Consider the following 13,650-nt stretch of genomic DNA (forward strand, 5'->3'; position numbering starts at 1 on the left):
GTCCGGCGAAGCGCCTCTTCCGCTGGGAGGCGGGTCTGACCGGTTCGGCGTCCCGATGCAAAACTCCGTCCCGCTACGGCCTTGTTCGGGCCGACGCGGGGGAGGAGCGTTGGTCCATCGGCGACGTCAACGGGACGCCGCCCCGGACGGGCAGGAGGTGCATCGTGCACGCACGGTCCACGACGATCTGGGCGAGGACGGCGTCGATCGACGACGGGGTGGCGCACGTCCGCGACGAGGTGATGCCCACGGCACTGGAGATGGACGGCTGTGTCGGCCTGTCGATGCTCGTCAACCGCGAGGACGGCCGCTGCATCGTCACGACGGCCTGGGAGACGGCGGAGGCCATGCAGGCCAGCGCCGAGGCGGCCGGCGCGCTGCGGGAGAGGGCGCGGGAGCTGCTTGGCGGCGACATGACGATCGACGAATGGGAGATTGCGGTGCTGCACCGTGATCACCGGGTCGCGGAGGGCGCCTGCGCGCGGGCGACGTGGCTGCGCGTCGAGCCCGGTCAGATCGACCGGATGATCAGTGTCTTCACCGACACCGTCCTGCCCTCGCTCGAGTCGTTCGAGGGGTTCTGCAGCGCGAGCCTCATGATCGACAGGACCTCCGGACGGTGCGTGGGCTCGGTCGCCTACGACAGTGTCGAGGCGATGCGGCGTAGCCGCGAGCGCGCCGACGAGGTCAGGGCGGGCGCGATCCGCGAGTCGGGCGCCGAACGCCTCGACGTCGCCGAGTTCGAGCTGGCCATCGCGCACCTGCGGGTGCCCGAACTGGCGTGAGGCCCCGGGGCCGGGTGGACGCCGCCCGGACCGGCCTCGTTGTCATGACGGCCAGTGGCCCGGCGGCGTCGACAGCACCACCGTGCTCGACGGCCGACCGTTGGCGCGAGCCGGTCGACCAGGCCCTCGAACGCTGTCATGGTCAACCGTCAACGGTTGTTGTCGACGGTTGACCGAGGGCCGTGGAACGGCACCTCGCCGCCATCGCCGACGACTTCGCCTGCGCCCCCGACGCGGCCACCGCCGGCGGCGCGCTCACCGCGAAGGCCGACCTGCTCGAGCGGCTGGCGTTCGGGTCCACCTGTGTGGTGACGTGGCACCGTGACGGGATCACTGGTGCTCGGCGTCGACGTAGGCACGTCCAGCACGAAGGGCGTGCTCGTCGAGCGGGCGAGCGGGACGGTGCTGCGCACGGCGGTGCGGGCGCACGAGGTGTCGCGGCCGCGGCCAGGGCATGTCGAGATGGACCCGTGCGTGTGGTGGACGGAGTTCCGGGAGATCGCCGGCGAGCTGCTGCTCTCCGCGGCCGAGGGCCGGGTCGAGGCGGTCGGCGTCAGCGGCATGGGCCCGTGCGTCGTGCTGACCGGTGACGGTCCGGCCGGCGCGGAGGAGCCGTTGCGCCCGGCGATCCTCTACGGCGTCGACACGCGCGCCACCGAGCAGATCGCGCGGCTGAGCGACGAGCTCGGCGCGGAAGCCGTGCTGGACCGGTGCGGGTCGTCGCTGTCGACGCAGGCCGTGGGCCCGAAGCTGGCGTGGGTGGCCGAGCACGAGCCCGCCGTCGCGGGCCGGGCCCGGCGGCTCTACATGCCGAGCTCGTGGCTCGCCTCGCGGCTCACTGGCGAGTACGTGCTCGATCACCACTCGGCGAGCCAGTCGGTGCCGCTCTACGACTCCCGGGCCCTGGAGTGGTACGAACCCTGGGCGCGGCACATCGCGCCGCGGCTGGAGCTGCCTCCGCTGCGCTGGCCGGGCGAGCTCGCGGGCGCGGTCACGGCGCGGGCGGCCGAGCAGACCGGGCTGCCCGAGGGACTACCGGTGATCACGGGCACGGTCGACGCGTGGTCGGAGGCGGTCAGCGTGGGCGCGCAGCGCCCAGGCGACCTGATGATCATGTACGGCACGACGATGTTTCTCGTCGCCACCACCGGCGAGCGGCTGACGGCGCCGAACCTGTGGGGCACCCTCGGCGCCTACCCGGGTACTCGCAGCCTGGCCGGCGGCATGGCCACCTCGGGGGCGGTCACCGAATGGCTGCGCGGCATCGCCGGTGCGCCGGAGCACGGCGAGCTGCTGGCCGAGGCGCGGCGGTCCGGCCCTGGCGCGCGCGGCCTGCTGATGCTGCCGTACCTCGCGGGGGAGCGGACGCCGATCGCCGACCCGGACGCCCGCGGCGTCATCGCCGGGCTGACGCTGGAGCACACGCGCGGCGACCTGCACCGCGCGGCACTGGAGGCGACGGCGCACGGGGTTCGGCACAACATCGCGGCGCTGCGCGACGCGGGTGCCGACCTGCGCCGGATCGTCGCCGTTGGCGGGGGCACGCAGGGCGGGCTGTGGACCCAGATCGTCAGCGACATCACCGGCATGGAGCAGGAGATCCCGTCGGTGACGCTGGGCGCGAGCTACGGTGCGGCCCTGCTCGCCGCGCAGGCGGTCGGGGAGGCCGACGCGGCGCGGTGGAACCCGGTCCGCGAGCTCCGCGCGCCCGACCCGGCACTACGGGAACGGTACGACCGGCTGCACCGGCTCTACCTCGACCTCTACCCGGCGACCAGACCGGTGGTCCATGAGCTGGCCGCCTGGCAGCGCGGGCTGGGTCGACCGCAGTGAAGGCCACCATGCCTGCGTTCAACGCAGTGAAGGTGGCCTTCACTGCAGTTCGGCACCGGCACCGGCAGCGGGCGCGGTCAGCCCTGCTCTTCGGGCGTGGTGCGCCCACGCACGAACAGCGCGGCGACCAGGGCCAGCAGCCCGACGCAGCCGGCGGTGAGGAACGCCGTGCGCAGGCCGTCGGCGTCGGGGCTGCCGGAGCCGGCGGCGCTGCCGATCGCCGCGACGGTGACGAAGACGGCCGTGCCGAAGGCCCCGGCGACCTGCTGCAGCGTCGAGAGGATGGCGCTGCCGTGGGAGTAGAGGTGGTCGGGCAGCACCCCGAGCGACTCGGTCATGAGCGGCGTCATCATCAGCCCGAGTCCCGCCATGAACAGTACGTGGAACGCGATGGCCGCCGCGAGGGGAGAGCCCGGCCCGAGAGTGGTGAACAACCAGAGCGAGCCCGCCATGGCCACCGTGCCGGGCAACACGAGAGGCCGCGCTCCGAACCTGTCGAACAGCGCCCCGACGGGACGGCCGAGCAGGCCGAGGACGAGGCCGCCGGGCAGCACCGCCAGCCCGCTGACGAACGTGGTCGTGTTCAGCACCGTCTGCAGGTAGAGCGGCAGCAGGATCGCCGCGACGCCCAGCAGGCACATGAACAGCAGAGCGGTGAGGATCAGCGCGACCACGAAGGTGCGGTGGGTGAACGGGCGCAGGTCTAGCAGTGCCCGGTCGGAGCGCTGGAGCCGGGTCTGGCGCCACACGAAGGCCGCGAGCGCGGCGAGCCCGACCACGATCGGCGCCCACGGCGGCACCGGATGCTCACCACCGCCGGACTCACCGATCGAAGACAAGCCGTAGAGCACGCCTCCGAACCCCATGGCGGACAGCAGCACCGAGAGCACGTCGAGCGGCACGGACCTGGTCTCGCTGTCCAGTCGCAGCCAGATCGCGCCGAGCACGAGCGCGGCCACCGACAGCGGGAGCACGATCCCGAACATCCAGCGCCAGCCCATCGACGACAGCACCGCGCCGCCGATGGTCGGTCCGAGCGCGGGGGCCACGGCGATGACGATGGTGATCGTGCCCATCGTCGCTCCCCGGCGTTGCGGCGGCACCAGGCGCATCACCGTGGTCATCAGCAGGGGAAGCATCACCGCGGTGCCGCACGCCTGCACGACCCGGCCGGCCAGCAGCACACCGAAGCCGGGCGCCAGGCCGCTCACGAGCGTGCCGACGCTGAACAGCGTCAGTGAGGCGAGGAAGACCTGCCGGGGCGTGAACCGTTCGAGCAGGAACCCCGTGGTGGGGATGACCACCGCCATGGTGAGCAGGAACCCGCTCGTCAGCCATTGGACCGTGGTGGTGGAGACGCCGAGATCGACCGTCAGATCCCGCAGCGCGACGCTCAGAATCGTCTCGTTGAGGATCATCACGAAGGCCGAGACCACCAGCACGCCGATCAGCAGGGTGGCGCGTGGCGCGGCGGGCCGGTGGCCGGACGCCGCTGCCGTGGTGGGGGCAGTGTCGATCAAGGAAGCACCTCGGGAGGAAGGAGAACAGTCGATGAGCCGCGACGTCGGAGGCCCGCGTCCAGGGTGGCACAGCCGCCGCCCCGGATGGCAAATGATTTTCGCCTTTCGCGCTGTCACCGGATCGGGCCAGCCCGCCGAGACCGCGCACGGTGCCCGCGTCGCGTGCCACTGGGCTACTTGACCGGGCCGGATATGGTCTACCGGAGCCGCGACGTGCGGCTCCGGTAGCCGCGAACCCCGCCGGGGCTGGGAGCCAAGTGAGATGACCGATCACCAGGAACCCGTGGCCTTGCCCGGCCTGGCCGCCGGGTTGCTCAGGGAGGCACTGGAGCACCCGTCGCGCCGCGCCGCGCGGACGGTCGCCTCCCGTTCGTCGCAGCGGGCCACCGTCATCGCGCTGGCCGAGGGCGCCGACCTCGGCAAACACGACGCGCCTTCGGCCGCGACCCTGCAGGTGCTGTCCGGCCGTGCCCGGCTGGAGACCGCCGACCGCACGTGGGAACTCGACACCGGCGACCTGCTGCCGATCCCGCCGGAGCGGCACGGGCTGCACGCGATCACCGACACCGTCGTGCTGCTGACCGTCGCCCTGCGCTGACCCCGGCGCTCAGCCGAAGGCCAGCTCCACCTCCGCCGTGAGAGCCGGAACGGTGAGCACCGCATCGAACGCGTCGGCCACCGCGGTCGGCAGCTGCGCGCTCTGCGCGCGGATGCTGGACAGCTCCGCTGTCGGATCGTCGCGCATCGGGCGCAGGTCGCACAGCGAGATTTCGCCGCCGAGACCCGCCGCGGAGAGCTCGTGCTCGACGCTGCCGGGCGGGGGCGGGTCCATGACGGTGTCGGTGACGGTGAACCCGACCGGCTGCCCGGCGTCGGGGTACATCTCCGGGACCGACCCGGCTGTGTGGGTGAAGGCCACCGCGCGGTAGTCCGCACCGAGCTCCCGCGCGAGGTAGTAGCCCATCGGGTACGCCAGCGGCCCCTCGAACTCGACCGGGGTCTTCTGGATGTGGTTGTTGTGCGCCATCAGCACGACCCTGGCGTCGGGGCCGAGCCGCTCGAGGTGCCAGTGCAGCGAGTCGGCCATGAGCCGGTCGCGGACGGAAGAGTCCATGGGCAGACCGTCGCCGGCGAACAGCAAGGCGTGGATGGTCGCGAACATGTAGTCGGCGTGGATCGCGATCGCGAGCTGCTGCCGGGCCAGGTCGTAGCTCGCGCGGTCGCCGCGCTGGAGGTAGAGCGGTTCGAGTGCCCGCATCCGCACGGCAAGGCGGGAGAGCGCCGAGGTGAGCGCGGTCTGGTCGGCCGAGGGCAGCTCGGCCCAGCGGGCGGCGGCGGACGCGATCGAGTCGGCCTCCACGCGGGTGCCGATCTCCAGCGCGGTGCGGGCCAGCTCCACGTGCGCGGGGTCGACCGTGTCGAGATAGCGCAGCAGCGGCTCGAGGACGGGCCGCAGCGTGCCGCCCGCGACCGGGGTGTCCACCCCGATCAGGTGCACCGGGTGGTCGCTGGTGGTGTTGTGCCGGCGCAGCCAGCGGGCCATCGTGCCGTTGAGGCCGGAGCTGGTGGTGCCGATCATGCCGGTCATGTCCCCGTCGGTGCCGTGGCCATGCAGCCAGGCGTCGAGGGCGGGTGCCTCGGCGAAGCCGAACTCGAAGGCCAGCACCGTGAAGCCGCACCGCTCGGCCAGGTAGCGCAGGAAGCGCCTACGCGCGGCGCCGTACTCGGCGACGAAGTGGGCGCCCTCGCCGAGTGCGACCACGCGCGCACCCGCGGAGAGGTCCGCGAGTAGCTCCAACTCGTCGTCGGCGGCGGTGTCCAGTGAGGACAGGATCCGGGAATGGGCGCGCAGCGACCGTGCGGCCGGGGACAAGGACATGCGAGAGCTCCCCCTGATCGTGACTCCGGGCAACCGCGGCACAAAACGCGCGCGAGGTGTGGGCCTTGCGACTCTATCGGCGCCATGGCACGGGGGAGTGAGCTACGAAGGTTCCAGGACGGCGCCGACCGCTCGTAAGGAGGCATCATGGCCGCTCCTACAATCGCGACCCTGCACGATCGAGTACGCGGTCCGGTGATCACCGCCGACGACGAGGGGTACGACGAGGCCCGCAGAGTTCACAACGCGATGATCGACCGGCGCCCTCGGGCGATCGTGCGGGCCGCCAACGTCGGCGACGTGATGGCGGCGGTGGACTTCGCCCGCGAGAACTCGCTCGACCTGTCCGTCCGAGGTGGCGGGCACAGCGTCCCCGGCTTCGGCACGTGTGACGACGGCGTGGTGCTGGACCTGTCCGGCATGCACAGCGTGTGGGTCGATCCCGCCACACGCACCGCCCGTGCCGAGGGCGGCGCCACGTGGGGTGACCTCAACGCCGCGACCAACGCCTTCGGCCTCGCGACGACGGGGGGCATCATCTCCACCACCGGCGTGGGCGGGCTGACGCTCGGCGGCGGGATCGGCTACCTCGACCGCGGGTTCGGGCTGTCCTGCGACAACCTGCTGTCGGCGGGCGTCGTCACCGCGGACGGCACCTTCCGCGTGGCCAACGCCGACGAGAACGCGGACCTGTACTGGGCGCTGCGGGGCGGCAGCGGCAACTTCGGCGTGGTCGTCTCGTTCGAGTTCCGGCTGCACCCGGTGGCCGACATCTACGGCGGACCGATGTTCTTCGAGCTCGACGCGGCAGGGGACCTGCTGCGGACGTACCGCGAGTACATCTCGACCGCGCCTGAGCAGCTCGGCGGCTTCCCGGCGTTCCAGATCGCGCCGCCGCTGCCGTTCATCCCCGAGGAGCGGCACGGCGAGCCGTTCGCCGCGTTCGTGGCGTGCTGGACCGGCCCGATGGACGAGGCCGAGCGCGCGTTGGCGCCGATCCGTGACGTCGCGCCGATCGTGGCCGAGCACGTCGGCCCGATGCCCTACCCGGCACTCAACAGCGCGTTCGATGCGCTGGTGCCGCCGGGGCTGCAGCACTACTGGAAGGCCAACTTCGTCACCGAGCTCACCGACGAGGCGATCGCGGCGCACCTCGAGCACGGACCGAAGGTGCCTGTCGTCAACTCCACGATGCACATCTACCCGATCAACGGCGCCTGCCACCGGGTCGCGTCCGACGAGACCGCTTTCGCCTACCGCGACGCCAACTTCGCGACCGTGATCGCCGGCATGTGGCCTGACCCGGCGGACAACGAGGCGAACATCCGGTGGGTGCGGGACTACTACGAGGCCACGGCGCCGCACTCGGAGGATGGCGGGTACATCAACTTCATGGCGGGCGACGACCAGGACCGCATCCGCGCCAACTACCGGGGCAACTACGACCGGCTGGTGAGCGTCAAGCGCCGCTACGACCCGGACAACCTGTTCCACCTGAACCAGAACATCCGGCCCTGACTAACGGCCGGTTCGGACGGGCCACGCCCGAACCGGCCGGCCGGTCAGCCGAGGTCGGCGAGCTTGCGTTGCAGCACAGCGCGCTCGCGTTCGTTGCCGCACCGGCGCACGGCGAGCTCCAGCTCGGCGCGCGCCTCGTCCGCGCGGCCCAGCCGGGTCAGCAGCTCGCCGCGCACGGTCGGCAGGAGGTGCGAGCCGGCCAGCCCTCCGGAGGCCGCCAGCTCGTCCACGATCGACAGCGCGGTGGCCGGGCCACTGGCCATGGAGACGGCCACCGCTCGGTTGAGGTCCACCACCGGTGACGGCGCAAGCCGGCCAAGTGCCTCGTAGAGCAGCACGACGCGGTCCCAGTCGGTCTCCTCGACCGACGGGGCCACGGCGTGGCATTCGGCGATCGCGGCCTGCAGGCCGTAGGCGCCGAGGCCCCGGCCCGCCCGTTCCGCGCGGGCCAGCGCCGCCCGGCCGCGGGCGATCGCGCTCCGGTCCCAGCGGCGGCGGTCCTGGTGCTCCAGCAGCACCGGCTCCCCGTCCGGCCCGGTGCGGGCGGGAAAGCGGGCCGCGGTGAACTCCAGCAGCGCCAGCAGGCTGTGCACCTCCGGCTCGTCCGGCACGAGCCGGGTCAGCACGCGGGCGAGGCGCTGCGCCTCGCCCGCGAGGTCGAACCTGATCAGGTCGTCACCGGAGCTGGCCGAGGAGCCCTCGGTGAAGATCAGGTAGATCACGCTCAGCACGGAGCCGAGCCGTTCGGCCCGTTGGTTCGCAGGCGGGACCGCGAACGGCACCTTCGCCGCGCCGAGCGTCTTCTTCGCCCTCGTGATCCTGGCCTGCACCGTGGCGGTCGGGACGAGGAACGCCCTGGCGATCTCGTCGCTCGTCAGACCGCCGACCACCCGCAGGGTGAGCGCCACCCGTGCCTCCCGCGAGAGCACGGGATGGCACGAGACGAAGATCAGCGCGAGCACGTCGTCGTCGATCTGGTCCGGGTCCCACGGCATGTCGCCGCCGCCGTCGGGTGCGCGGCCGGAGGCGGCGCCGCCCTCGCCCAGCCCATGGGCGAGAGCGGCGTACCTCTCATCGAGCGCGGACCGCCTGCGGAACGCGTCGATCGCTCGGCGCCTGCCGACGGTGAGCAGCCACCCCGCGGGGTTGCGGGGCACGCCCTCGCGCGGCCAGGTCACGAGCGCCTCGGCCAGCGCTTCCTGGGCGAGATCCTCGGCCAGCGCGAAGTCGCCGGTGTAGCGCGCGAGCGCCCCGACGATCCGCGCGGACTCGATCCGCCAGACGGCGGCGACGGCCTCCCGGCCACCCATGTCAGAGCTGACCCGTGGACTCACGCCACGCCCGCTCCTTCTTGATCCACTCGTTGTCCTGCGGGAACTCGTCGATCGTGGTGACCCGCCGGATCTCGGTCTTGAAGCCGGGGCCCGTTGCGGGCAACCTCTTGGCCCACTCGATGGCCTCCTCCTTCGACGCCACGTTGAGGATGTAGAACCCGCCGAACAGCTCCTTGGTCTCGCCGTACGGGCCGTCGGTCACCACGGGCGGCTCGGAGGAGTGGTCCACGACCACGCCCTCCGCCGCGTCGTCGAGCCCCTCGGCGGCCAGCAGCACCCCGGCGCGGATCAGCTCGTCGTTGAACTTACCGATGGTCTCGACCATCTCGGTGAAGTCGGCGTTCTGCATCTGCGCGAGGCCCTCGTCGGTGGCTCGCATGATCAGCATGTACTTCATGGTTCGTCGTCTCCTCGGATCGGTGGGCCTGTTTCGGACCCTTTCATGCCACAGGTCGAACGGGGGCGCGCGCGGATCGACACGGTCTCGGAGTTTTCTGTGGAAAGCCGAAATAGTTGAACTTTCATCTATATCGGCGTACCGTCGACACCAGCCGGTCAGTCGTACAGCGAGGAGAGCGCACCATGACGATCGCGGCCGTCCGCCTCAACCACGCGGTGCTGTTCGTCAGCGACCTGGAGCGCGCCGTGACGTTCTGGACCCGGGCCTTCGACATGGAGGTGGTGACCAGGGAGCCGAGAGCGGACGCGGCCTTCCTGCGCCTGCGCCGGTCGGGCAACCACCACGACCTCGGCCTGTTCGGGCTCGGTGCCGCCGCGCCCGCGCGACCCCGTGGCTCCGTGGGGCTGTACCACCTGGCCTGGCAGGTCGACACTATCGAGGAACTCGAGCAGGCGAGGATGACGCTCGCGAACCTCGACGCCTACACGGGCGAGTCGAGTCACGGGGCCACGAAGAGCGTCTACGGCGCCGATCCCGACGGCAACGAGTTCGAGGTGATGTGGATGCTCCCGAGGTCGGAGTGGGGCGCCTACGAGAACTCGGCCCCGGTGGACCGGCTGGACCTCGCCGCGGAGGTGCGCCGGTGGGGCGGTGTGCCCACGGCCGGCCGGATCGTGACCGAAGAGGACGGCCGGTGAGCGCGGGCGCGTTCCCCGAGCCGGTCGTGGTGACGGCGGGCAGCACGGATCCCCGAGCCCCGCTGGTGGTGCTGTTGCACGGCCGTGGCGCCGACGAGCACAGCATCCTCGGCCTCGCGCGTGCGTTGCCGCCCGGTCCGGCGTACGCCGCGGTCCGCGCGCCGATCGCCGAGGGCGGCGGGTTCGCGTGGTTCGCCAACCGGGGCATCGGCCGCCCGGTCGCCGAATCCCTGCGCGCGACCATGGACTGGTTCCGGACGTGGCTCGACGCCGTCGCCACCGACGGCCGCCCCGTGGTGCTGATCGGGTTCAGCGGCGGGGCCGCCTTCGCTGGCGGGCTGATCCTGGACGACCCCGAGCGCTTCACCGGTGCCGCCGTGCTCTACGGCACGCTGCCGTTTGATGCCGGCGTGCCGACCGGTCCCGGCCGGCTGGCCGGGCTGCCGGTGTTCGTCGCGCAGGGCACCGAGGACACGGTGATCCCGCGTGAGCTGCTCGACCGCACGTGGACCTATCTCGACGGCGAGTCCGGGGCGCTCTGCACCGCCCGCCGCGACGCGGTGGGGCACGACGTCGGCCCGGCCGCGCTCGAACACCTCGCGGAGTGGCTGAGCGAACGGGTCGCACTGCCCGCAGCGGACTGACGCCGCGAGCGCACGACTCGCGATCCGGAGCGCGGGACTCGCGGTCGGGAGTGCGCGATTCGCGGTCGGGAGTGCGGGACTCGCGGTCGGGAGTGCGGGACTCGCGGCTGCGGGGCCTGCTCGCCGCGGGCGGGGGCGAAGCGGCGGCAGATTCCTCCCATGGTGCGACCCTGGTCGGATGCGCGATGACGGCGTGCACGCGATGCTGATCGACAGCTGACTCTGCACAGTGGGAGGTTGACGAGAACGGTGAGCGCGAGCACCTCTTCCATCCGCACGGCGGCTCCGTGGCACCTGTGGGTCGTCGGTGTGGTGCTCCTGTTGCTGTACGCCATCGGCGCGTACGACTACGTGCTGACCCAGGCTCAGGACACCGCGTACTTCGAGTCGCAGGGGTACGGACCGCAGCAGGTCGACTACTTCACGGACTATCCCGTCGTGCCGCTGGTGTTCTGGACCGTGAACATCGTGGCCGGTTTGGCTGCCGCCGTCCTGTTGCTACTGCGCTCGCGGTGGTCGCTCGCCGCCGTCGCGACCGCCGCGGTGGCGCAGCTGTGCCTCCAGGCCATCACGTTCGGGTTCATGGACCGATGGAGCGTGCTGGGCCCGCGCCTGTCGCTCCAGGACCTCGGCGTCCTCCTGCTGACCTTCCTCGTGTGGGCCTACTGTCACCGGATGCGACGGCGGAACGTGCTCACCTAGTGCTCTCCGCCGGGGGCACTGGCCCTCACAGCGCCGGGGCGAGGTCCTCCCAGTGCACCACCCACCCCTGGTCCGGGAACCCGGGCGCCGTGCCGTCCGGCCCTGGCCTTCCGGCCTCCCCGGAGGGACCCTCCGGGGAGTCGCCCCAGCCCGCGCACATCATCGCGACGGCGTAGAGCAGACCGCCCGCGGAGGGGAAGTACGGCGAGGGCACCCCGCTCTTGCCGCTGGCGGGCAGGCCGGTATCGGTGAAGCCGAGCCGTTCGTGCAGCAGGTAGTCCACGGCGGTCGCCGGATCGCCCAGCCGCGCGGCGTTCATCGCCAGCAGCGGGAAGTCCCAGCTGTAGAGATCGGTCACCGGCCACGTCTCGTACACCTTGCGCGTCGTGGCGCGCATGGTCTCCACGTCGACGCCGTCACCGGGCAGCATCCCGAACGGCGCGATCGGGTCGGGGTGGTTGGTGTTGCGCTCGGTCCACATGTTCGGCACGCCCTCGTAGAGCACGTAGACGCCGTCCTCGACGGGCAGCGGCGCGAGGCCGCCGAGCACCTCGTCCCAGTACGGTTCGCGGCCCGTGCCCAGCCGTTCGCGCCACGCCTGGGCGATGCGCAGGCCGAATCGCCAGTACGAGAGCTCGAATGCCGGGTTCATCGTCTCGGCGGACGGGTTGCGCTCGTTGCAGCACATGATCGGCGGGCCGATCACGAACCGGCCGCTCTCCTCGCGGTTGGCGAACGAGGCGATGAACTCGGCGCTCTCGTGGACCACCTCACGCCACTTCAGCAGGGTGCGCCTGCCCGGATGGGCCTGGTAGTCCAGTTCGGCGAGGAAGATCGGGTGCGGCTGCTGCCAGATCAGCAGGCAGGTCGGGGTTCCCGGCGATTCCCGGCCGATGGCGTCACCGTGCGTCGTCGTCATCTTCGGCCACCGCGCGCCGCGGAAGCCCTGTGACTTCGCCAGCTCCCGCGCCTTCGGCAGGAACCGCTCGTAGACGTCGGTGCTGCGGTCGAGCAGGGGCCAGCGGTTCCAGAGGGCGTACTGGAACGCGTGCCACCAGTACATCTCCATGTGGAACTTGCCGTACCAGCCGTTGTTGACCAGCCCGGACTCCTGGGCGGGGTCGTTTCCCGCGTCGTTGACGGCCAGGTGGTACTGGCTCAGCACGATCCGGCGTTCCAGCTCGCGCCAGCGCGGGTCGCCGCTGCGCGAGAGGTCGACCGCGCCGCCGGTGCGCCAGTACCGCGGCCACCAGTGCTCGCTCTGCCGCACCACCTCGGCCGCGACGGGCACGGTGCCACGGATCTCGGGGGCGAAGAGCGCGGCCACGTCGAGGTGGTCGCCGCCGCCGGTGATCTCGTAGCGGTGCCGGGCCGGGTCGGGACGGCTGACCCGCGCGCCCGCTGAGAGGTTCAGCCCGACCTGGTAGCGCGTGGCGTCCATCGTGTGCGTGACGATCGCCGCCCGGCCTTGCCGTCGGAGCTCGGTGGAGTGCAGTTCCGGGCGGTCGTAGAAGCCGACGTAGGGCGCCTCGAACTTGTTCCGGCCAGCCGCCGTGGCGTAGGGGAACTCCAGGAACACCGTCAGTCGGCCGAGCCGGATGAGGTCGGAGCTGATCCGCGCGGCCACCACGTCCTCGCCGGGGTGGCACGCGGTCTCGACGGCGACCCGGTGGCCCTCCAGCCGGAAGGCGCTCCGCAGCACGCCCGTCCACGGGTCGAGCTCCTGGACGATGTCGGTGAGGTCGGCCTCCACCGCCTCGCTGCCGTCCTCTTTGAGCAGTCGCAGGCCGATCCGGCCGAGGTTGGCCCGGTGCGGGTTCTCGCGCAGCCAGTTGTGCAGTTCCGGCTCGTTGTCGTCGTCGGTCCAGTAGTACACGTCGCGGCCGTAGGTGTCCCAGATCGTGCCGCGGTAGTCCGAGATCTGCTTGCCGGGAGGCAACGCGTCGACGTGCCAGCCCCAGTCGGAGAGGGTGTTGAACGGCACGAAGGTCTGCAGGCCGGTGACGTCGGCGCCGAAGGCGAAGCGGCCGTTGCCGACCTGGACGGGCAGTTCGAGATCGCTGCGGTGGCGCACCACCCGGTGCCGCGACACCAGCGCGAAACGGTCGATGCGCGTGCCGGGACGGCTTTCGCCGCGCGGGGCCGCGGCGGCCTCCGCCTGGAGCACGCGGGACATGAGCGTCGCGGAGGCCACGGCGGCGGCTCCCTTGACGACGGTTCTGCGGGAAAGCCTGCGCTGCTCGGTCACGAACCGGTCCCTCCTTGGATCGGGTGTGACGTTCGATGAAACGTTTCATCCGAACGGGTGCCGTGACGGTACCCAGCGGGCGGTCACGC

At 71.8% G+C, this 13,650-nt stretch carries 12 protein-coding genes; 7 read left to right on the forward strand and 5 right to left on the reverse strand.

What is annotated here, in order from left to right; all coding sequences use genetic code 11:
• The first annotated feature begins 164 nt into the window (after window positions 1–164).
• Both FCN18_RS06175 and FCN18_RS06180 read left to right on the forward strand, forming a co-directional pair.
• Window positions 165–785 (forward strand): antibiotic biosynthesis monooxygenase, encoded by a 621-nt coding sequence (locus FCN18_RS06175; protein ID WP_112270071.1) that lies wholly within the window; start codon window positions 165–167, stop codon window positions 783–785.
• Between the two features lie 321 nt (window positions 786–1,106).
• Window positions 1,107–2,618, forward strand: a complete 1,512-nt coding sequence (locus tag FCN18_RS06180) for an FGGY-family carbohydrate kinase (RefSeq protein WP_137093762.1) — start codon at window positions 1,107–1,109, stop codon at window positions 2,616–2,618.
• 77 nt (window positions 2,619–2,695) lie between these two features.
• On the opposite strand, the gene FCN18_RS06185 is transcribed toward FCN18_RS06180, so the two are convergent.
• Window positions 2,696–4,138, reverse strand: a complete 1,443-nt coding sequence (locus tag FCN18_RS06185; RefSeq protein WP_137093763.1) for an MDR family MFS transporter — start codon at window positions 4,136–4,138, stop codon at window positions 2,696–2,698.
• 262 nt (window positions 4,139–4,400) lie between these two features.
• Here FCN18_RS06185 and FCN18_RS06190 point away from each other — a divergent pair, with 262 nt between their 5' ends.
• Window positions 4,401–4,736 (forward strand): cupin domain-containing protein, encoded by a 336-nt coding sequence (locus tag FCN18_RS06190; RefSeq protein WP_112270077.1) that lies wholly within the window; start codon window positions 4,401–4,403, stop codon window positions 4,734–4,736.
• A gap of 9 nt (window positions 4,737–4,745) precedes the next feature.
• Here the strand turns inward: FCN18_RS06190 and FCN18_RS06195 are convergent, their stop codons facing one another.
• A complete protein-coding gene (locus FCN18_RS06195; protein ID WP_137093764.1) occupies window positions 4,746–6,017 on the reverse strand; it encodes an erythromycin esterase family protein in 1,272 nt (423 codons plus the stop codon).
• A 147-nt stretch (window positions 6,018–6,164) separates the two neighbouring features.
• Here FCN18_RS06195 and FCN18_RS06200 point away from each other — a divergent pair, with 147 nt between their 5' ends.
• On the forward strand, window positions 6,165–7,535 hold the full coding sequence (locus tag FCN18_RS06200; RefSeq protein ID WP_137093765.1) for an FAD-binding oxidoreductase: 1,371 nt from the start codon (window positions 6,165–6,167) through the stop codon (window positions 7,533–7,535).
• A 44-nt stretch (window positions 7,536–7,579) separates the two neighbouring features.
• On the opposite strand, the gene FCN18_RS06205 is transcribed toward FCN18_RS06200, so the two are convergent.
• Complete coding sequence (locus FCN18_RS06205) at window positions 7,580–8,845, reverse strand: RNA polymerase sigma factor (protein WP_137093978.1); 1,266 nt, start codon at window positions 8,843–8,845, stop codon at window positions 7,580–7,582.
• 1 nt (window position 8,846) lies between these two features.
• The gene (locus FCN18_RS06210; RefSeq protein WP_112270084.1) at window positions 8,847–9,266 is read right to left on the reverse strand and encodes a YciI family protein; all 420 of its coding nucleotides are present in this window, start codon (window positions 9,264–9,266) and stop codon (window positions 8,847–8,849) included.
• Window positions 9,267–9,451: 185 nt separating this feature from the next.
• Here FCN18_RS06210 and FCN18_RS06215 point away from each other — a divergent pair, with 185 nt between their 5' ends.
• The 3 genes from FCN18_RS06215 to FCN18_RS06225 all read left to right on the forward strand — a co-directional run bounded on the left by FCN18_RS06215 (window position 9,452) and on the right by FCN18_RS06225 (window position 11,313).
• Window positions 9,452–9,967 carry a VOC family protein gene (locus FCN18_RS06215; protein WP_112270086.1) on the forward strand — a complete coding sequence of 172 codons (516 nt, stop codon included), beginning with the start codon at window positions 9,452–9,454 and terminating at the stop codon, window positions 9,965–9,967.
• Window positions 9,964–10,611 (forward strand): alpha/beta hydrolase, encoded by a 648-nt coding sequence (locus FCN18_RS06220; protein WP_112270088.1) that lies wholly within the window; start codon window positions 9,964–9,966, stop codon window positions 10,609–10,611. The genes FCN18_RS06215 and FCN18_RS06220 overlap by 4 nt, the downstream gene beginning before the upstream one ends.
• A gap of 249 nt (window positions 10,612–10,860) precedes the next feature.
• Window positions 10,861–11,313, forward strand: a complete 453-nt coding sequence (locus FCN18_RS06225; RefSeq protein ID WP_112270090.1) for a hypothetical protein — start codon at window positions 10,861–10,863, stop codon at window positions 11,311–11,313.
• Window positions 11,314–11,338: 25 nt separating this feature from the next.
• On the opposite strand, the gene FCN18_RS06230 is transcribed toward FCN18_RS06225, so the two are convergent.
• A complete protein-coding gene (locus tag FCN18_RS06230; protein ID WP_137093766.1) occupies window positions 11,339–13,561 on the reverse strand; it encodes a hypothetical protein in 2,223 nt (740 codons plus the stop codon).
• Window positions 13,562–13,650: the final 89 nt, after the last annotated feature.

The sequence above is a fragment of the Prauserella endophytica genome (genome assembly GCF_005146945.1).
GTDB classification, from domain to species: domain Bacteria; phylum Actinomycetota; class Actinomycetes; order Mycobacteriales; family Pseudonocardiaceae; genus Prauserella_A; species Prauserella_A endophytica.